We start from the raw sequence: 18229 nt of genomic DNA on the forward strand, positions 1-18229 counted from the left end.
ATTAGAAGGCCGGACTCGCCCAGGAGTCGACCTTTCGCACAGATTCGGGAGCCCAGAATGCAGACTTTGTATCCGGAGATAAAACCCTACGCCCGGCATGAGCTGGCGGTGGATGCACCGCACGTACTCTACGTGGACGAGAGTGGCACGCCGGAAGGCCTGCCGGTGGTGTTCATCCACGGTGGCCCGGGAGCCGGCTGCGATGCCTTGAGCAGACGCTTCTTCGACCCGAACCTGTACCGCATCGTCACCTTCGACCAGCGCGGTTGTGGCCGTTCGACGCCGCACGCGACCCTGGAATCGAACACCACCTGGGACCTGGTCGCGGACCTCGAGCGCATTCGCCAGCACCTCGGGATCGACAAGTGGGTACTGTTCGGCGGCTCCTGGGGTTCCACCCTGTCCCTGGCGTACGCCCAGGCGCATCCGGAGCGCGTGCTCGGGCTGATCCTGCGCGGCATCTTCCTGTGCCGTCCGCAGGACTTCCACTGGTTCTACCAGGAAGGCTGCAGCCGGATGTTCCCGGACTACTGGGAGGATTACCTGGCGCCGATTCCGGCCGAGGAACACGGTGACCTGATGCAGGCGTTCTACAAGCGCCTGACCGGTCCCGACCAGATCGCCCAGATGCACGCCGCCAAGGCCTGGTCCACCTGGGAGGGCCGCACCGCGACCCTGCGCCCCAGCGCGCCGGTGGTGGAGCGCTTCAGCGAGCCGATGCGTGCCCTGTCCATCGCCCGCATCGAATGCCACTACTTCGTCAACAACGCCTTCCTCGAACCCAACCAGCTGCTTCGCGACATGCCGCGTATCGCGCATTTGCCGGGCGTGATCGTGCACGGCCGCTATGACGTCATCTGCCCCCTGGACAACGCCTGGGCGCTGCACAAAGCCTGGCCCAACAGTGAGTTGCAGATCGTCCGCGACGCCGGCCACGCCGCGTCCGAGGCTGGCATCACCGATGCCCTGGTGCGCGCTGCCAACCAGATGGCGCGCCGCCTGCTGGAACTGCCGCCCGAGGAAGACGCCTGATGAAGGCACTGCTGCAACGGGTCAGTGCCGCCCGCGTCGAAGTTGAAGGGGAGGTAGTCGGGGCCATCGACCAGGGCCTGCTGGTGCTGGTCGGCGTTGAGCCGCAGGACACCGAGACCAGCGCCGACAAACTACTGCACAAGCTGGTCAACTACCGCGTATTCGCCGATGCCGAGGGCAAGATGAACCTGTCCCTCGGGGCGGTCGGCGGCGGCCTGCTACTGGTTTCCCAGTTCACCCTGGCTGCCGATACGAAGAGCGGCCTGCGTCCCAGCTTTTCCACCGCCGCGTCGCCAGCGCGCGGCGAAGAGCTGTTCGACTACCTGGTGCACCAGGCTCGCCTCAAGCATCCACAGGTCGCCACTGGCCGCTTCGGCGCCAACATGCAGGTGCATCTGGTCAACGACGGGCCGGTCACTTTCCTGCTCGAAAGCTGAGCTGGCCCGATATCTGCTTCCTGCGACTCGCCATCCACGAAGATGCGGTTTAGCATGCGCGCCATGCCCCGTCGTTCGCGGGCTGGACAACAACAACGAGCTGCCCCATTAGCAGGCTGCTGAAAAACTACCTGCGTTGCCGATGCGTCGTTAAAGACAAACTCAAAATGCTCATTTACAGCACGTAAATTCCGCTTTTTCGTCTGTTTTTGCCTAGCCTCGACTGCCTCGTTAACGTTTTTCAACAAGCCGTTAGGAGAAAGAATGAAAAAGTTTCTCGCGTCACTGCTGTTCGCCGCCAGCGCGCTGACTGGCCTGGCCCACGCTGGCATGGTCGATGATGCAGTCAAGCGTGGCACCCTGCGTGTCGGCATGGACCCGACCTACATGCCCTTCGAAATGACCAACAAGCGCGGTGAAATCATCGGCTTCGAAGTCGACCTGCTCAAAGCCATGTCCAAGGCCATGGGCGTGAAGCTGGAACTGGTGTCCACCAGCTACGACGGCATCATCCCGGCCCTGCTGACCGACAAGTTCGACATGATCGGTTCCGGCATGACCCTGACCCAGGAGCGCAACCTGCGCATCAACTTCTCCGAGCCCTTCATCGTGGTTGGCCAGACCCTGCTGATCCGCAAGGAACTGCAAGGTGACATTAAGTCCTACAAGGACCTGAACGATGCCAAGTACCGCATCACCTCCAAGATCGGCACCACCGGCGAGATGGTCGCCAAGAAGCTGATCTCCAAGGCCCAGTACCACGGCTTCGACAACGAGCAGGAAGCGGTGATGGACGTGGTCAACGGCAAGGCCGACGCCTTCATCTACGACGCCCCGTACAACGTCGTTGCGGTGAACAAGGCCGGCGCCGGCAAGCTGGTGTTCCTGGAAGAGCCCTTCACCTTCGAACCCCTGGCCTTCGGCCTGAAGAAGGGCGACTACGACAGCCTGAACTGGATCAATAACTGGATGCACCAGATCCGCAACGACGGTACCTACGAGCGCATCCATGCCAAGTGGTTCAAGAAGACCGATTGGCTGAAAGAGATGGAATAAGCCCTGCGACGGCACTGCCCGCGCTGGCTCGACAGGCCCGGCCCACAAGGCCGGGCCTGCCTTTTGTTCCCCCGCCATGAGCGAGATTACCCTTGACTAGAAAACATCGCCGCAACTGGCCTTGGCACATCCTGACCGGACTGATCCTGGTCGTGATCGGATGGGGCCTCTGGTACTCCACTTCCCTGATTTCCTACGAATGGCGCTGGAATCGTGTGCCCCAGTACTTCGCCTACCAGGCGGAGGAAAGCCATCGCGCTGCCGATTACAGCACCGTCAGTGCCATTGCCGACGCCGGCGACAACGCCCGCGTGACCCTGACCGCCGAGGGCGGCGAGGAGCAGGTGCTGGAAGTGGCTCGCGACAGTCTGCAGGTGAGCCAGGGCGACGATGTTTCCGAGGGCGACCAGATTGGTGTTACCCGCCACTGGGCTGCTGGCCCACTGCTCTGGGGCCTCTGGACCACCCTGTGGATATCTGTCGTGTCCGGCGCCTTCGGCCTGGTGCTCGGCCTGTTTACCGGCCTTTGCCGCCTGTCCAGCAATCCCACTCTGCGCGACCTTTCAACCGTGTACGTCGAACTGGTACGTGGTACGCCGCTGCTGGTGCAGATATTCATCTTCTACTTCTTCATCGGCACCGTGCTGAACCTCTCCCGCGAATTCGCCGGAGTGGCGGCGCTAGCCCTGTTCACCGGTGCCTACGTGGGCGAGATCGTCCGCGCTGGCGTGCAGTCCATCGCCCGTGGCCAGAACGAGGCAGCGCGCTCCCTGGGCCTGACCGCCGGCCAGTCGATGCGTCACGTGATCCTGCCGCAAGCGTTCAAGCGCGTGCTGCCGCCCCTGGCTGGCCAGTTCATCAGCCTGGTCAAGGACACCTCGCTGGTGTCGGTAATCGCCATCACAGAACTGACCAAGAGCGGCCGCGAGGCGATCACGACCTCCTTCTCAACTTTCGAGATCTGGTTCTGCGTTGCCGCGCTCTACCTCGTCATCAACCTGCCGCTGTCGCAAATCGCCAGCCGTCTGGAGCGGAGGCTCGGGAAAAGTGATTGAAGTCAGAAATTTGGTGAAAGTCTTCGATGCCCGTGGCCATGAAGTGCGGGCTGTGGATAACGTCACCACGCAGGTGAAGCGTGGCGAAGTGGTGGTTGTGATCGGTCCCTCGGGCTCCGGCAAGTCCACCTTCCTGCGCTGCCTGAACGGTTTGGAAGAGCTGGATTCCGGTTCGGTGAGCATCGACGGTGTCGATCTCGCCAACCCGAAAACCGACGTGAACGCCTACCGCCGCGAAGTGGGCATGGTGTTCCAGCACTTCAACCTGTTCCCGCACATGACCGTACTGGAGAACCTCTGCCTGGCCCAGAAGGTCGTGCGCAAGCGCGGCAAGGCTGAGCGCGAGGCCAAGGCCCAAGCGCTGCTGGCCAAGGTCGGCATTGGGCAGAAGGCCAACGAGTACCCCTCGCGCCTGTCCGGTGGTCAGCAGCAGCGTGTCGCCATTGCCCGCGCCCTGTGCATGGAGCCCAAGGTGATGCTGTTCGACGAGCCCACCTCGGCGCTCGATCCGGAAATGGTCGGCGAAGTGCTGGACGTGATGAAGCAGCTCGCCCAGGAAGGCATGACCATGGTCTGCGTGACCCACGAGATGGGTTTTGCCCGCGAAGTGGCAGACCGGGTGCTGTTCTTCGACCACGGCAAGCTGCTGGAAGACGCGCCCCCCGCGCAATTCTTCGAGAAGCCGCAGGACCCGCGCGCGCAGAGCTTCCTGCGCCAGGTGCTCTGATCGATCCCAGTGGTGTCGGCATTTTGTGGGGGCGAATTCATTCGCCAAGGGCAGCAACGCTGCCCCCTCCAACCTGCCAAGCGATTGAAATCGCCCCCCAGAAGGGCGTTGATACCGGGTATCTCAGTGCAGCGGCGTTGCCGGTTGCAGCTCATTCTCCGCCAGCCAGTCCTGGGCCAGCTCGCGTAGCCGCGCGGCCTCGAACTGGTGCCAGGCCTCCAGCAGCACTGGGTATTCCATCAGCACGTGGCGAAACGTGCGCGCCGGCTTGCGGCTCGCCAGGGCCTGTTCCAGGGCGGAATAGGCATGGGGATGGACCACTTCGTGGAGAAATTCCTGCATCAGCCGTAGCTCGTCGGCTTGGCCAAGGGGTTCCACCAGCAGAAAACGCTCGGGCTCCTCGCGCAGCAGGGCTTCCAGTTCGGGATCGGCGTCTTCTTCAGGGATCAGCAGCACCTTGCCGCTGAGAAGGTCGAGGTAGTGGTCGAGCCCCATGGTGTTGAGGGCGAAGGCAAGTTGGTCGAGGTCGATGGTCAGCGGGCGCATGGCTCAATCTCGATAGCGGAAAGGATGTTGTCAGCCTACGCCAGCGTCGCTTATCAGAACAGCCGCGCGAGCAGGGCGGTTACCGCTGTCTCCACACGCAGGATGCGTTCTCCGAGCTGCACCGGCTGTAGGCCGGCCTCGTGCAGTTTCTCGACCTCGTAAGGAATCCAGCCACCCTCGGGGCCAATGGCAAGGGTGATGGGTTCCTCTACCGCGCGGGGGCAGGGCGGGTGGTCGCCGGGGTGGCCCACCAGTCCCAGGGTGCCTGCGGCGAGTTGCGGCAGGCGGTCTTCGACGAAGGGCTTGAAGCGCTTCTCGATGATCACCTCGGGCAGCACGGTGTCCCTCGCTTGTTCAAGGCCCAGGATCAGCTGCTCACGGATGGCTGCAGGTTCCAGGAAGGGCGTTTGCCAGAAGCTTTTTTCCACGCGGTAGCTGTTCAGCAGGACCAGGCGCGGAACGCCCATGGCTGCGACGGTCTGGAGTACACGGCGGAGCATCTTCGGCCGGGGGAGGGCCAGCAGCAGGGTGATGGGAAGCTTGGCTGGCGGCGGCTGGTCGAAACTGACTTCCAGCTCCGCGTAGCTGGCTTCGAGGCTCAGCAGGCGGCCCTGGCCCATCTGGCCGCCGAGGCGGCCCACCCGCAGGCTGTCGCCTGCCTCAGCACGGTGGACCTCATGCAGGTGCTTGAGGCGACGGCCTTCCAGCCGTGCCCGGTCCGCCGCGATGAAGTCGGCGTCTTCGAGAAGAAGCAGGTTCACGGGCGAGTGGCGGGCGGCTGGTCGCCAGGTTCTTCCGCGTCGTCTTCCGGATGATCGCCACGTTTGCGGATCAGGCCACCGAAGAACACGCCGACCTCGAACAGCAGCCACATGGGCACGGCCAGCAAGGTCTGGGAGAAGATATCCGGCGGGGTCAGGACCATGCCCACCACGAAGCAACCGATGATCACGTAGGGGCGGATGCGCTTGAGGTAGCTCACATCCACCACACCGATCCAGATCAGCAGGATGACGGCCACGGGAATCTCGAAGGCCACGCCGAAGGCGAAGAACAGCGTCATCACGAAGTCGAGATAGCTGCTGATGTCGGTCATCATTGACACGCCTTCGGGCGTCACGCTGGCGAAGAAGTGGAAGATCAGCGGGAACACCAGGAAGTAGGCGAAGGCCATGCCGCCGTAGAACAGCACGATGCTCGAGACCAGCAGGGGCAGGGCGACGCGCTTCTCGTGCTTGTACAGGCCGGGCGCGATGAAGCCCCAGACCTGGTGCAGGATTACCGGCATGGCGAGGAACAGCGCCACCACCATGGTCAGCTTGAAGGGCGTGAGGAAGGGCGATGCCACGTCGGTGGCGATCATGGTTGCGCCTTCCGGCAGGTACTGGCGCAGCGGCGCCGATACCAGGGTGTAGATCTTCTGGGCGAAGTAGAACAGGCCGGCGAAGATCAGGAAGATCGCCGCCACGCAGCGCAGGAGGCGCGTACGCAGTTCAGTGAGGTGCGAGACCAGGGGCATTTCCTGGTCTTGTTCCGGCTTCTGGTCGCTCATGGGATGCGGGACGGCTGCTGCGGTTCAATGGGTGCCTGGGGCGATGGCTGAGACGGCGACGCGGCGTTGGAGGCCTGGACGGGCGCTGCCGGGTCGGTCTGGCTGGGGGCTGCCGTGCCTGGAGTTGCCGGGGCCTTGGCGGTTGCCGGTGCCGGCGCTGCCTGCACGGTTTGCGCAGCCGGGGCGCCGGGCGCCGGACTTGCCGGTGCGGAGTCGCCTTCAGGCTCTGCCTCGGAAAGCAGGGATTCGACCGTGGGAGGCACGATGCTTTCCTTGATCTGCTTTTCGAGCGCCATGATGTGTTCGTTATGCAGCTGGCGGCGGATCTCGTCGGCGCCGATTTCGCGCTCGACCTCGGTCTTGATCGCGTTGAAGCTGCGCTTGAGGCGCCCGATCCAGAGACCGGCCGTGCGCGCCGCGCCGGGCAGCCGTTCGGGCCCGAGCACCAGGAGTGCGATCAGGCCGATCAGCAGCAGTTCACCGAAGCTGATACCGAACATGGGTCATCAGTCCTTGCGGGTCACCGGGTCCTGCACCTGCTGAGCCTGGCCGTCGATGGTATGCGGCTGGTTCAGCGTGGCACCGGGTTGCTGCGCGGCAGTGGTCTGCTCGGGGGCCTTGTCGCCTTCCTCGGTGTTCATCGCCTTGCGGAAGCCCTTGATGGCTTCGCCGACGTCGGAACCGAGGTTTTTCAGGCGCTTGGTGCCGAAGACCAGCACGACGACGATGAGAATGACCAGCCAGTGTTTCCAGTCGAAGATGCCCATGGTGTGTTCCTCTTGATTGTCTTTGTCAGGCGGAGGGCTGGCGGGCGGCCTTTTCGGCGTGCCCGGACAGGCCAAAGCGACGGTCCAGTTCATCCAGTACGGCTTGGGGGTGCTGGCCGAGGGCGGCGAGCATGACCAGGCTATGGAACCAGAGGTCGGCGGTTTCGTAGATCAGGTCGCTGGCGTCGCCACTGACGGCGGCATCCTTGGCGGCGAGTATGGTTTCCACCGCTTCTTCACCGACCTTTTCCAAGATCTTGTTCAGGCCCTTGTGGTACAGGCTGGCGACGTAGGAGCTGTCGGCAGCGGCGTTCTTGCGCTCCTCCAGCACCTCGGCCAGGCGGGCGAGGGTATCACTCATGGCTGTTTCCTGCGGCATAGATGGCATGCGGATCCTTGAGTACGGGGTCAACGGTCTTCCAGCCACCATCCTCGAAGACACGGTAGAAGCAGCTTTCGCGACCAGTATGGCAGGCGATCCCGCCCAGCTGTTCGACCATCAGGATGACGACGTCGGCGTCGCAATCCAGGCGCAATTCGTGGAGACGCTGCACATGACCGGATTCCTCGCCCTTGCGCCACAACTTGCCACGGGAGCGTGACCAGTAGATGGCGCGGTTTTCGGCGGCGGTGAGGGTAAGGGCTTCGCGGTTCATCCAGGCCATCATCAGCACGCGGCCCGTCTTGTAGTCCTGGGCGATCGCCGGGACCAGGCCATCGGCGTTCCAGTGAATCTCTTCCAGCCAGTCTTTCATCGCGTCTTCCACAACTGGGCCGGCCTCAAGGGCCGGCGCTCGGATTCGAAATAGTGTGCCAGTGCCGTTCGGGGCTGGCTATCGGCGCAGCACCAGATATAGACCGCCGGCCAGCATAAGCCAGCTCGGCCAGGTGTCGGCAGTGGGGGCCAGGCCCTGTGTGGCTGCGCCGGCGATCAGCAGGGCGCCCAGCAGGCGCGCTGGCCATTGGTCGCTGGCTGGTTTCTCGGCCTTCTGCGGTGCGCTCGCGGGCAGCGCCAGGCGCTCCAGGGTGTCGCGGGCGATCTGCGACAGGTGCGGTACCTGCTCGGCCTGCTGCTGCAGGTTGCGCAGCAGTTGCAGCGGGCTGACGCGTTCGCGCATCCAGCGTTCGAGGAAGGGCTGGGCGGTGTTCCAGAGGTCCAGGTCCGGGTAGAGCTGGCGGCCCAGTCCTTCGATGTTCAACAGGGTCTTCTGCAGCAGCACGAGTTGCGGCTGGACTTCCATGTTGAAGCGGCGGGCGGTCTGGAACAGGCGCAGCAGCAGCTGGCCGAAGGAGATGTCTTTCAGCGGCTTCTCGAAGATGGGTTCGCAGACGGTGCGGATAGCCGCTTCGAAATCGTTGACCTTGGTTTCCGGCGGCACCCAGCCCGAGTCGATGTGGAGCTGGGCTACGCGGCGGTAGTCGCGCTTGAAGAAGGCGATCAGGTTGCGTGCGAGGTAGTCCTGGTCTTCTGGGGTGAGGCTGCCGATGATGCCGCAGTCGATGGCTATGTACTGCGGGTTCCAGGGTTGGCGGGTGGCGACGAAAATGTTGCCGGGGTGCATATCAGCGTGGAAGAAACTGTCGCGGAATACCTGGGTGAAGAAGATTTCCACGCCGCGTTCGGCCAGCAATTTCATATCGGTGCGTTGGTCGGCGAGGGTAGCGAGGTCCGTTACCGGAATGCCGTAGATGCGCTCCATCACCAGCACCTTGGGGCGGCACCAGTCCCAGTAGACCTGGGGCACGTAGAGCAGCGGCGAGCCATCGAAGTTGCGTCGCAGCTGGCTGGCGTTGGCTGCCTCTCGGAGCAGATCGAGCTCGTCGTAGATGGTCTTCTCGTAGTCGTCCACCACCTCCACCGGGCGCAGACGGCGGGCATCGGCGGATACGCGCTCGGCGAGCCGGGCGAGGATGAACAGCCAGGCGAGGTCCTGGCGAATGATCGGCCGCAGGTTGGGGCGGATCACCTTCACCACCACTTCTTCGCCGCTTTTCAGTTGCGCAGCATGGACCTGGGCCACCGACGCCGAGGCCAGTGGCTCGACGTCGAACCGGGCGAACACTTCGCTGACCTTGGCGCCCAATTGCTCTTCGATGCGCGCGACGGCTTTCGCCGGGGCGAATGGCGGTACCTGGTCCTGCAAGCGTGCCAACTCGTCGGCGATATCCGGTGGCATCAGGTCGCGGCGAGTCGAGAGCAACTGGCCGAACTTGATGAAGATCGGGCCGAGGTCTTCCAGGGCCAGGCGCAGGCGCTCACCGCGGGACAGGCTGAGTTCCTTGCGCGGAAACCAGCGCCAGGGCAGGACGTGGCTCAGCGTGCGCAGCCACCAGGGCAGCGGCAGTTCGAGCAGCAGGTCATCGAGGCGGTAGCGGATGACGACCTGCTGGATGCGCAACAGGCGGCGGGCGGCGAGCAGCTTCATGCGTTGGGTTTGATTCTCTGGTTCAGACGCTCGACGCGAGCGTCGAGGCGATCGAGGGCGAGCTTGAGGCGGTCCAGTTCAGCGAAGCGTGCGTCGGCTTCGCGGCGGCCCACCAGGGTGCGCGACTCTTCGGCTAGGTAGTCGGCGAGATTCTGGCGCAGGCTTTCCAGGCCCTGTCCCGCCCAATTGGCGCGGAGCTTCAGATGGCCTGCGAGCAACTGGGTGCCGACTGGCCCGAGCCAGCGCGACAGCTCGTATTCCCAATCCAGTTCGAGGTCCTGGAGAATGGCGGCCAGCTCCAGCAACACGGCGCTGTCGCCTTCAAGGGTGACTTCCGGGCTGTGCAGGACGGCGGTCTTTTCCCGCGCTGTGGCCAGCTTCAGGAGGCTGCTGGCCGGAGCACGCAGACGGCAATCGGCGGGAGCGGACCAATGGGCGGAAAGCTTCAGGCCGTCGCCACCAGGGAGCAGGAAAAGCGTCAGTGCCGGACTCTGGCAGTCGACTTCGATGACACTGCCCTCAAGGGCTGTCATGCGCGGCAGCGCCGTGCTGTCCAGCGTCAGCACCCGGTTCAGGCCGAGCTCGATACCGGCCAGCAGCGCCTGGGTCAGCATCAGGGCTTGATGCCGCGGTGCAGGGCGACGATGCCGCCGGTCATGTTGTGGTAGGTGACGCGTTCGAAGCCCGCCTCGACCATCATCGCCTTCAACGTTTCCTGGTCCGGGTGCATGCGGATCGACTCGGCCAGATAACGGTAGCTTTCAGCGTCATTGGTAATCAGCTTGCCCATCAGCGGCAGCAGGCTGAAGGAGTAGGCGTCGTAGGCCTTGGACAGCAGGCCGCTGGTGGGCTTGGAGAATTCCAGCACCAGAAGGCGGCCGCCCGGCTTCAGCACGCGCAGCATCGAACGAATGGCTTCGTCCTTGTGAGTGACGTTGCGCAGGCCGAAGGCGATGGTGACCACGTCGAAGTGGTTATCGGGGAAAGGCAGCTTCTCGGCGTCGGCCTGGACGAAGCTGACGTTGCCGGCCACGCCGCTGTCCAGCAGCTTGTCGCGGCCTACCTTGAGCATGGAGGCGTTGATGTCGGCCAGCACCACTTCGCCGGTCATGCCGACCAGGCGGGAGAACTGGCGGGTGAGGTCGCCGGTACCACCGGCAATGTCCAGCACGCGGTTGCCCGGGCGTACGCCGGAAAGCTCGATGGTGAAGCGCTTCCACAGGCGGTGGACGCCCCCGGACATCAGGTCGTTCATCAGGTCGTACTTGGCCGCTACCGAGTGGAATACCTCGGCGACCTTGTCGGCCTTCTGGCTTTCGGGAACCTGCTGATAACCGAAGTGGGTCGTGGGTTCGGCGTCGTTGCCTTTGCGCTGATCGTTCATGTCGCTGCCACCGGAATTGAATGGCGGCCATTCTAATGCCCGCGTCCGGCTTTGTCTTGACGCCCGACGGCGGGGGACGCGGTCAGGGACCGTGGGCGCTGGTATATTCACGCGACCAAAGGTCGCAGTTCAGGAACCCCACATGTCCCGCATCCAAGTCGAACGTTCCCATGCCCTCGGTCGCGAGGCCGTCCGTGATAAAGCCGAGAAGCTGGCCGAGCGCCTGGCGCGCGAGTACGACGTGCGCTACCAATGGCGCGGAGACACCCTGGAATTCAAGCGCAGCGGCGCCGATGGGCAGATCGAAGTGAGCGCTTCGAAGGTGCGCGTGGAGGTCAAGCTGGGCCTGCTGCTGTCGGCCATGAGCGGCAGTATCAAGCGCGAGATCGAAAAGGCGCTGGACGAATACCTGGCCTGAATCAGAACCTCTCCGGGGCCGCCTTGCGGCCCTTCGCGAATGCAATCGCTTCCACTGGCAACTCACCTGAAGCAGCCAATCTCGCGGCTAGTATGCGGTTTCTAATTTTCCTCGCTACCTTGCGCTCAAGTCCTGAAAAAGGACGAGTCATCTACCATTCCGCGTGAGGTGCACCATGGCCAAAGTAGCCGTCAAGAAGAAACTCGAGAAAGCCGAAAGCAAGTCCACCGTCATTGGCGACGTGAAGCTCTACGCCCGCAAGATCTGGCTGGCTGGCCTGGGTGCCTATGCCAAGGCCGGCGCCGAAGGCGTCGATTACTTCAAGGAGCTGGTCAAGGCCGGCGAAGGCGTCGAGAAGCAGGGCAAGAAGCTCGTCGACGAGCAGGTCGAGGCGGCCAACAGCCAGTTCGACAGCGTGAAGAGCAGTGTCACCGGCGTGAAGGAAAAGGTCGAAGTTCAACTCGACAAGATCGAGAAGGCGTTCGACAACCGTGTGGCCAGTGCTCTCAATCGCATTGGTATTCCCTCCCGGCAGGACGTTGAGGCACTCTCTGCTAAGCTTGATGAGCTGAGCGCGTTGCTCGAGCACGTCGCGCGAACCAAATAAGGAGAGCAGGATGGCTGGCAAGAAGAAAACCGATAAAGACACCAACTCCTGGATCGGCGAGATCGAGAAATACTCGCGCCAGATCTGGCTGGCTGGCTTGGGGGCCTACTCGAAGGTCAGTAACGACGGCTCCAAGCTGTTCGATACGCTGGTCAAGGATGGTGAGAAGGCTGAAAAGCAGGCCAAGACCGAAGTGGACAAGCAGGTAGACGCGGTCAAGTCGAAGGTCGGCGCCCGCGTGGGCACGGCCAAGTCCAAGGTTGAAGAGGTCAAGGGCAAGGCGATCGGCAAATGGGGTGAGCTGGAGGAGGCTTTCGACAAGCGTCTGAATAGCGCCATTTCCCGTCTCGGCGTGCCCAGCCGCAGTGAAGTCAAGGACCTGCAAGGCAAGGTGGATTCCCTGACCAAGCAGCTCGAGAAGCTCACCGGCGTGTCGGCGAAATCGGTCAAGCCCGCTGCTGCAAAGACTGCCGCCAAACCGGCTGCCAAAGCTGCTGCGAAACCCGCCGCCAAGCCTGCTGCGAAACCTGCTGCCAAGGTTGCCGCTGCCAAGCCGGCACCCAAGGCTGCGGCTGCCAAACCTGCTGCTGCAAAACCGGCCGCCAAGCCAGCTGCAAAGGCTGCTGCGAAGCCGGCGGCTGCGGCCAAGCCCGCTGCCAAACCAGCGGCGAAGCCTGCTGCCTCGAAGCCCGCCGCAGCGAAACCTGCTGCCAAGCCGGCAGCTGCAAAACCGGCAGTGGCCAAACCCGCCGCCGCGAAAAAACCGGCAGTGAAGAAGCCCGCTGCGCCCAAGGCGGCCGCCAAGCCTGCCGCTCCGGCAGCTGCTCCCGCGGCACCGGTTGCAGCCGCTACCCCGGCGCCCAGCGCGGCACCGGCAGCAGCACCGGCTCCGGCAGCACCGGCAACTCCGCCGGCCAGCCAGTCCTGAGCTTTATCGGTATGACGAAAACGCCCGGCTTTGCCGGGCGTTTTCGTTTCAGGTTTCCCGGTAGCGCCGGGCGAGGTTTTCGGCAGCGTGCCGGGAGCCTGGGCGCAAATGCGGGGCGACCAGCATCATCACCTGATAGACCACCAGACGTATCTCGCCGCCGCTGCCCAGCACGCGCTGGTAGTCGAGGGAGAACAACAGGGTCAGGGTGATCTGCTCCACCAGTTGGCCAAGGGCCTCGGTATCGCTCACCAACTGGTCCTCGGACTTCAAACGTGCCAGCAGGGCAGCCAGGGTACGCTTGAGGTGGTTCAGCCAGTTGCGCATGCCGCGGGCCAGCTTGGGAAGGCGGCCGGCCAGGTTGGACAAGTCCTGGAACAGGAAACGGTACTGGGACAGGCGCTCCACGATCAGATGCAGGAACAGCCAGTAATCCTCGGCGTCGAGTTGCGCGTCGGCTGGCGGGTCAAGCAGCGGTGCCAGCTCTTCCTGGAAGCGCTCGAACAGCGCCATCACCAGCGGTTCCTTACCATGGAAGTGGTAGTAGAGATTGCCGGGGCTGATGCCCAGTTCGGTGGCTATTTCCAGGGTGGTGACGTTGGGTTCGCCGTTGAGGTTGAACAGCTCGAGGGCGCATTCGAGGATGCGGTCGCGGGTCTTCATCCAGGTTTCTTGCCAGGCACTCAAAGAAGAATTGAAGGGCCGGCCGGCTACTTGCCCGGCCGGCCCGCATAGGTATCAGCGCACGTGAATGTAAGTGCCGGGGGCGGCCTCCATCGGCGGATAGTCCTGATTGCCCAGCGCCATGATGGTTTCCCGTTGCTCGCCGGAGCGCTCCTGGATCCAGCCCAACCACTTGCCCCACCAGCTACCTTGCACATGCTTGGCATCGTAGTACCAGGCGCGGGGATCGGAGCTGAGTTTGCCGTTCTCGTAGTAGTTCGCCTTGGGGTTGCCCGGCGGATTGAGGATGCTCTGGATGTGGCCGCTGTTGGACAGTACGAAATGACTGTCTCCACCCAGCAGCAGCGCGGATCGGTAGACCGCGTCCCAGGGGGTGATGTGGTCGTTGATGCCGGCCACGCTGAAGCTGTCCACCGTGACCTTCTGCAGGTCGATGGAGGTGCCGCAGATCTCCAGCCCACCGCTGCGGGCCAGCGGGTTGTGCTTGAAGAAGTCCAGCATGTCGCCATGCAGCGCGGCGGGCAGGCGGGTGTTGTCGTTGTTCCAGTAGAGGATGTCGAACGCCGGTGGTTCGCGGCCCAGCAGGTAGTTGTTGACGAAGTAGTTCCACACCAGGTCGTTGGGACGCATCCAGGCGAAGATCTTGGCCATGTCCTTGCCGTCCAGGACGCCAGCCTGGTACGACCGACGCTTGGCAGCTTCCAGGGTCTGCTCATCGGCGAAAAGCGCGGCGGGACTGTCCACCTGGCTGTCCAGCAGGCTGACCAGGTAAGTGGCACTGGTGACCTTGCGCAATTGACGACGCGCTTGCAGGTGGCCCTGCAGTGCGGCAATGGTGAGGCCCCCTGCGCAAGCGCCCGCCAGGTTGACTTCCTTGCTGCCAGTGATGGCGCGGCAGGCTTCGAAGGCCTCTTCGAGGGCCTGCACATAGGTCGACAAGCCCCATTCGCGGTGTCGCGCATCAGGGTTGCGCCAGCTCACCATGAACACCTGCAGGCCATTCTTAAGGGCGTACTGGACGAAGCTCTTATCCGGGGCGAGGTCGAAGATGTAGTACTTGTTGATCTGCGGTGGCACCACCAGCAGTGGGCGCAGGTACTGCTTCTCGCTCATCGGCTTGTACTGGATCAGCTCCAGCAGCTCGTTGCGGTAGACCACTGCACCCGGCGTGTTGGCGAGGTTGCGGCCGATCTCGAAGGCATGTTTGCTGACCTGACTGGGCATGCCGTCGTTGTGCAGCAGGTCGTCCACCAGATGGCCGATACCCTTGATCAGGCTGAGGCCGCCGGTGTTGAACAGCTCCTTCACTGCTAGCGGGTTGAGCAGGCTGTTGGTAGGCGACAGGGCATCGCTGAGCTGGGCCATCACGAAGCGAGCCCGGGCGCGGTCGTCGTCGCTGAGGTCGCTCTCGTCGATCCAGGTGCTGAGTTGCTTCTGCCAGGCGAGGTAAACCTGCAGGCCTCGGCGGTAAAAGGGGTTGTGCTGCCAGGACGGGTCGGCGAAGCGGCTGTCCTGCGGATTGGGCTGGTGCAGGGTATCGCCGAGCAGTACGCGACCGACCTGGCCACCGAAGGCGAGCATGTGTCGTGCGCTGTGCACCGGATGCCGCAGTCCTTGCAGCGCCAGGTTGCGTACGGTGGAAAACAGATCCTTGCCGCGCAGGCCGACAATGGCGTTCTGTGCGTTCATGAATGCGGCTGGTGCCGGCAAGGTGCCCGGGACTTGTTTTTCTCGCATGGGGCAGCGCTCCGTATTCGGTCCGTGGTTCAGGAGGTCTACAGCAAGGGTTGTACCATCACGAGCCCGAAGTGCATTCCAGACTATCGCGGGCAGAATTCAAGTTGATGACAGCGCGCACCGCTCTGGTTCGGGCGCCTGGCTGCCGCCCCACAAGGGAGCGGTAGCGTTTCAGCCACTACGTAGCGGCTGTGCTTGTGGGTGGATCACCGCGCGGTGACGCTCCTCGGCAAGGAACTTCATGATGATCGGAGCCACCGTTTCGGCACGCGTCACGAGGAACAGGTGACCGTCGTCGATGACGTGAAGTTCCGCATTGGGAATTCGCCAGGCCAGCAGGCGCATGTTCACCAGGGGAATGATCGGATCGTCGTCGCCTGCCAGGACCAGGGTGGGTTGGCGGATGCGGTGCAGCCAGTGAATGCTGGTCCAGCCGAGGCCTGCGAACAGCTGCCAGTAGTAGCCCATCTTACCGGACGAGCGCACCTTGCTGGCGTGGGCCATGGCCAGACCAGGGTCGCGGCGGAACGCGCCGCCATAGATGTCCGGCGCGATGTGTACGCCGTAAGAAGGCTGTATGTAGCGTCGCGGGCTCGCCATGCGCCAGAGCACCTTGGGCTTGCCGGGCACCATCACGGCGCCGGCCGAGGTGGCGGCGAGAATCAGTTTCTTGCAGCGCTCCGGGTAGTCGTAGGCGAACTGCTGTGCCAGTGCGCCGCCCCAGGACACACCGATGGCGCTGACCTGGCCGTAATCCAGATAGTCCAGCATGCGCGCGGCGAGCTTTGCCAGGCCGGAGAAACGGTAGGGCGTGCGCGGGGTGGATGAACCGCCGACACCGGGTACGTCGAAGGCGATTACTTCCAGGTCCGGGTCCAGGGCCTGGACGAAGGGGAACACCAACTCGAGGTTGGCGCCGATGCCATTGAAGATCAGCAGCGGCGTCATGTGCGACTGCCCGGGGCGTACGGCGGTGCGGATGGTCTGGCCATCCAGCTCGATGGTGCGAAATACGAAAGGTAGCGGCATGCGCAAAGCCCTATTGATTAGAAAACCGAGGGAAGCCTTCGCAGGCTCCCCCCGAATCCGCCAGGCTGTGCCTGACCTGCGCCACTGGCGGATGCCAGCAGCGCGTAGGGCACTTCCCGGTGCCATGGGCAGTAGTGCGCAGGGCGCAGTCTGTCATCGCTCGTGCACATAGGTACCGGGCGAAGCTTCACCGGCCGGGAAGGCCTTGTTGCCCAGGGTGAAGTTGGCTTTCTTGGTTTTGCCGGAGCGCTCGCCGATCCATTGCTGCCAGTGCAGCCACCAGGAGTCGGCGTGCTTGGTGGCATTCTCCAGCCAGAGTTTGGGATCGGCCGGCATTTCGCTGCTGGTGGAGAAGCGTGCCTTGGGATTGCCCGGTGGGTTCAGGATGCTCTGGATGTGGCCGCTGTTGGACAGCACGAACTCGCACTTGCCGCCGAGCAGTCGCGCCGAGCGATAGCAGGCTTCCCAGGGCGTGATGTGGTCCGAGGTGCCGGCCAGGCAGTAGAAGTCGCAGGTGACCTGCTTGAGATCGATGGGTGTGCCGCAGACTTCCAGGGCGTTGGGGCGGGTCAACGGGTTGGTCTTGAACATCTCCACCAGCTCGCCGTGGAAGGCGGCGGGCAGGCGCGTGGTGTCGTTGTTCCAGTAGAGGATGTCGAATGCCGGCGGCTCGTTGCCGAGCAAGTAGTTGTTGACCCAGTAGTTCCAGATCAGGTCGTTGGGGCGCATCCAGGCGAAGACCTTGGCCATATCCTTGCCTTCCAGCACACCGGCCTGGTACGAGCGGCGCTTGGCGGCTTCCAGGGTTTGTTCATCGGCGAACAGGGCGACCTGGGTGTCGAGGTTGAAGTCGAGCACGCTGACCATCTGGGTAAAGGCGTTGACCTTGTTCTCGCCAATGGCCTGGTAGTGGCCGAGCAGGGCGACGGTGGTGATGCCGCCGGAGCAGGCCCCAAGCATGTTGAGGTCCTTGCTGCCAGTGATCTTCAAGACTACGTCGATCGTGTCCTTGAGGGCCTGGATGTAGGTGGACAGACCCCATTCGCGCTGTGCCTTGGTCGGGTTGCGCCAGCTGATGATGAAAGTCTGCAGGCCGTTGCGCAGGCAGAAGCGCGCCAGGCTTTTTTCCGGTGATAGGTCGAAGACGTAGAACTTGTTGATCTGCGGCGGTACTACCAGCAACGGGCGTTCATGCACGCTTTCGGTGATGGGTTTGTACTGGATCAGTTCGAGGACATCGTTGCGATAGACCACGGCACCTTCGGTGGTGGCGACGTTCTGGCCGACCTCGAAGGCATCCATGTTCACCTGGCTGGGCATGCCGCCGTTGTTCACCAGGTCCTTGGCCAGATGGGAGAGGCCATCGAGCAGGCTCTTGCCGCCCGTCTCGAAGAAGCGCTTGACCGCGGCCGGGTTGGCCATGCTGTTGGTGGGCGCCATGGCTTCGGTCATCAGATTGATGACGAAGTGTCCGCGGCTGGTGTCCTGGCTCGACAGGTTGCTTTCCTCGATCCAGCTATGCAGCTCCTTGCGCCAGGCCAGGTAAGTCTGCAGGTAGCGCCTGTAGAGCGGGTTCTGGCTCCAGGCCGGGTCATTGAAACGGCGGTCATCGGCTTCTGGTTGCAGCCCGGATTGGCCGAGCAGCACGTTCTTCAGTTCCAGGCCGAAATGGGCGACGTGTCTTGCACTGTGGAAAGGCTGCTTGATGGCCTGCAACAGCACCATCCGCGCTGAAGACAGCAAGTCCTTGCCGCGGATCCCTATAACCGGATTGAGGTTCAGGGTGTTATCCGAGGCCTGGCGCTGCAAATCTTCATTGTTCTTGTTGCTCATCTACGACGCTC

22 protein-coding genes are annotated in these 18229 nt (G+C 63.2%); 8 read left to right on the forward strand and 14 right to left on the reverse strand.

Translation table 11 applies throughout. The annotated features are described in order from the left end of the window. Positions 1-57: 57 nt before the first annotated feature. From pip to E8E75_RS19230, 5 genes are all read left to right on the forward strand, one after another. Positions 58-1032, forward strand: a complete 975-nt coding sequence (gene pip, locus E8E75_RS19210) for a prolyl aminopeptidase (RefSeq protein ID WP_120654137.1) — start codon at positions 58-60, stop codon at positions 1030-1032. Beyond that, a complete protein-coding gene (gene dtd / locus E8E75_RS19215) occupies positions 1032-1469 on the forward strand; it encodes a D-aminoacyl-tRNA deacylase (RefSeq protein WP_120654138.1) in 438 nt (145 codons plus the stop codon). The genes pip and dtd overlap by 1 nt, the downstream gene beginning before the upstream one ends. Positions 1470-1733: 264 nt before the next feature. Then, positions 1734-2525: a transporter substrate-binding domain-containing protein gene (locus E8E75_RS19220; RefSeq protein ID WP_120654139.1), complete on the forward strand. Its 792-nt coding sequence runs from the start codon at positions 1734-1736 to the stop codon at positions 2523-2525. Between the two features lie 92 nt (positions 2526-2617). Next, positions 2618-3580 (forward strand): amino acid ABC transporter permease, encoded by a 963-nt coding sequence (locus tag E8E75_RS19225; RefSeq protein WP_153918179.1) that lies wholly within the window; start codon positions 2618-2620, stop codon positions 3578-3580. Further along, on the forward strand, positions 3573-4307 hold the full coding sequence (locus tag E8E75_RS19230) for an amino acid ABC transporter ATP-binding protein (protein ID WP_028629825.1): 735 nt from the start codon (positions 3573-3575) through the stop codon (positions 4305-4307). Before E8E75_RS19225 ends, E8E75_RS19230 begins: the two co-directional genes overlap by 8 nt. A 123-nt stretch (positions 4308-4430) precedes the next feature. Here E8E75_RS19230 and E8E75_RS19235 read toward each other — a convergent pair whose 3' ends face one another. From E8E75_RS19235 to ubiE, 10 genes are all read right to left on the reverse strand, one after another. Then, positions 4431-4853, reverse strand: a complete 423-nt coding sequence (locus E8E75_RS19235; RefSeq protein ID WP_120654141.1) for a UPF0158 family protein — start codon at positions 4851-4853, stop codon at positions 4431-4433. A 53-nt stretch (positions 4854-4906) separates the two neighbouring features. Further along, positions 4907-5614, reverse strand: coding sequence for a 16S rRNA (uracil(1498)-N(3))-methyltransferase (locus E8E75_RS19240; protein WP_120654142.1), 708 nt, complete (start codon positions 5612-5614; stop codon positions 4907-4909). After that, on the reverse strand, positions 5611-6405 hold the full coding sequence (gene tatC, locus E8E75_RS19245) for a twin-arginine translocase subunit TatC (RefSeq protein WP_077524723.1): 795 nt from the start codon (positions 6403-6405) through the stop codon (positions 5611-5613). The genes E8E75_RS19240 and tatC overlap by 4 nt, the downstream gene beginning before the upstream one ends. Then, positions 6402-6905, reverse strand: a complete 504-nt coding sequence (gene tatB, locus E8E75_RS19250) for a Sec-independent protein translocase protein TatB (protein WP_120654143.1) — start codon at positions 6903-6905, stop codon at positions 6402-6404. Before tatB ends, tatC begins: the two co-directional genes overlap by 4 nt. Positions 6906-6911: 6 nt before the next feature. Beyond that, on the reverse strand, positions 6912-7172 hold the full coding sequence (locus tag E8E75_RS19255; RefSeq protein ID WP_120654144.1) for a twin-arginine translocase TatA/TatE family subunit: 261 nt from the start codon (positions 7170-7172) through the stop codon (positions 6912-6914). Positions 7173-7197: 25 nt separating this feature from the next. Beyond that, positions 7198-7533 carry a phosphoribosyl-ATP diphosphatase gene (locus tag E8E75_RS19260; RefSeq protein WP_120654145.1) on the reverse strand — a complete coding sequence of 112 codons (336 nt, stop codon included), beginning with the start codon at positions 7531-7533 and terminating at the stop codon, positions 7198-7200. Then, entirely contained in the window at positions 7526-7927 is a 402-nt protein-coding gene (hisI, locus tag E8E75_RS19265; protein WP_120654146.1) for a phosphoribosyl-AMP cyclohydrolase, read from the reverse strand. Before hisI ends, E8E75_RS19260 begins: the two co-directional genes overlap by 8 nt. 78 nt (positions 7928-8005) lie before the next feature. Beyond that, positions 8006-9598, reverse strand: coding sequence for a ubiquinone biosynthesis regulatory protein kinase UbiB (gene ubiB, locus E8E75_RS19270; protein ID WP_153918177.1), 1593 nt, complete (start codon positions 9596-9598; stop codon positions 8006-8008). Then, positions 9595-10212 (reverse strand): SCP2 sterol-binding domain-containing protein, encoded by a 618-nt coding sequence (locus E8E75_RS19275; RefSeq protein WP_120654148.1) that lies wholly within the window; start codon positions 10210-10212, stop codon positions 9595-9597. The genes ubiB and E8E75_RS19275 overlap by 4 nt, the downstream gene beginning before the upstream one ends. After that, on the reverse strand, positions 10212-10982 hold the full coding sequence (gene ubiE, locus E8E75_RS19280) for a bifunctional demethylmenaquinone methyltransferase/2-methoxy-6-polyprenyl-1,4-benzoquinol methylase UbiE (protein WP_120654149.1): 771 nt from the start codon (positions 10980-10982) through the stop codon (positions 10212-10214). Before ubiE ends, E8E75_RS19275 begins: the two co-directional genes overlap by 1 nt. Positions 10983-11124: 142 nt before the next feature. Here ubiE and E8E75_RS19285 point away from each other — a divergent pair, with 142 nt between their 5' ends. The 3 genes from E8E75_RS19285 (at position 11125) to E8E75_RS19295 (ending at position 12935) form a co-directional block, all read left to right on the forward strand. Next, the gene (locus E8E75_RS19285) at positions 11125-11400 is read left to right on the forward strand and encodes a polyhydroxyalkanoic acid system family protein (RefSeq protein WP_120654150.1); all 276 of its coding nucleotides are present in this window, start codon (positions 11125-11127) and stop codon (positions 11398-11400) included. Positions 11401-11575: 175 nt separating this feature from the next. After that, positions 11576-12007 carry a phasin family protein gene (locus E8E75_RS19290; RefSeq protein ID WP_120654151.1) on the forward strand — a complete coding sequence of 144 codons (432 nt, stop codon included), beginning with the start codon at positions 11576-11578 and terminating at the stop codon, positions 12005-12007. Between the two features lie 10 nt (positions 12008-12017). Then, the gene (locus E8E75_RS19295) at positions 12018-12935 is read left to right on the forward strand and encodes a phasin family protein (RefSeq protein WP_153918175.1); all 918 of its coding nucleotides are present in this window, start codon (positions 12018-12020) and stop codon (positions 12933-12935) included. A gap of 48 nt (positions 12936-12983) precedes the next feature. On the opposite strand, the gene E8E75_RS19300 is transcribed toward E8E75_RS19295, so the two are convergent. The 4 genes from E8E75_RS19300 to phaC (E8E75_RS19315) all read right to left on the reverse strand — a co-directional run bounded on the left by E8E75_RS19300 (position 12984) and on the right by phaC (E8E75_RS19315) (position 18218). Beyond that, positions 12984-13598: a TetR/AcrR family transcriptional regulator gene (locus tag E8E75_RS19300; protein WP_120654153.1), complete on the reverse strand. Its 615-nt coding sequence runs from the start codon at positions 13596-13598 to the stop codon at positions 12984-12986. A 75-nt stretch (positions 13599-13673) separates the two neighbouring features. Further along, positions 13674-15356 carry a class II poly(R)-hydroxyalkanoic acid synthase gene (gene phaC / locus E8E75_RS19305; protein WP_153918174.1) on the reverse strand — a complete coding sequence of 561 codons (1683 nt, stop codon included), beginning with the start codon at positions 15354-15356 and terminating at the stop codon, positions 13674-13676. Positions 15357-15527: 171 nt separating this feature from the next. Further along, the gene (phaZ, locus tag E8E75_RS19310) at positions 15528-16385 is read right to left on the reverse strand and encodes a poly(3-hydroxyalkanoate) depolymerase (RefSeq protein ID WP_120654155.1); all 858 of its coding nucleotides are present in this window, start codon (positions 16383-16385) and stop codon (positions 15528-15530) included. A gap of 153 nt (positions 16386-16538) precedes the next feature. Continuing rightward, positions 16539-18218, reverse strand: coding sequence for a class II poly(R)-hydroxyalkanoic acid synthase (gene phaC / locus E8E75_RS19315; RefSeq protein ID WP_153918171.1), 1680 nt, complete (start codon positions 18216-18218; stop codon positions 16539-16541). Positions 18219-18229: the final 11 nt, after the last annotated feature.

This window comes from Pseudomonas sp. BN606, assembly GCF_029873115.1.
GTDB lineage: Bacteria > Pseudomonadota > Gammaproteobacteria > Pseudomonadales > Pseudomonadaceae > Metapseudomonas.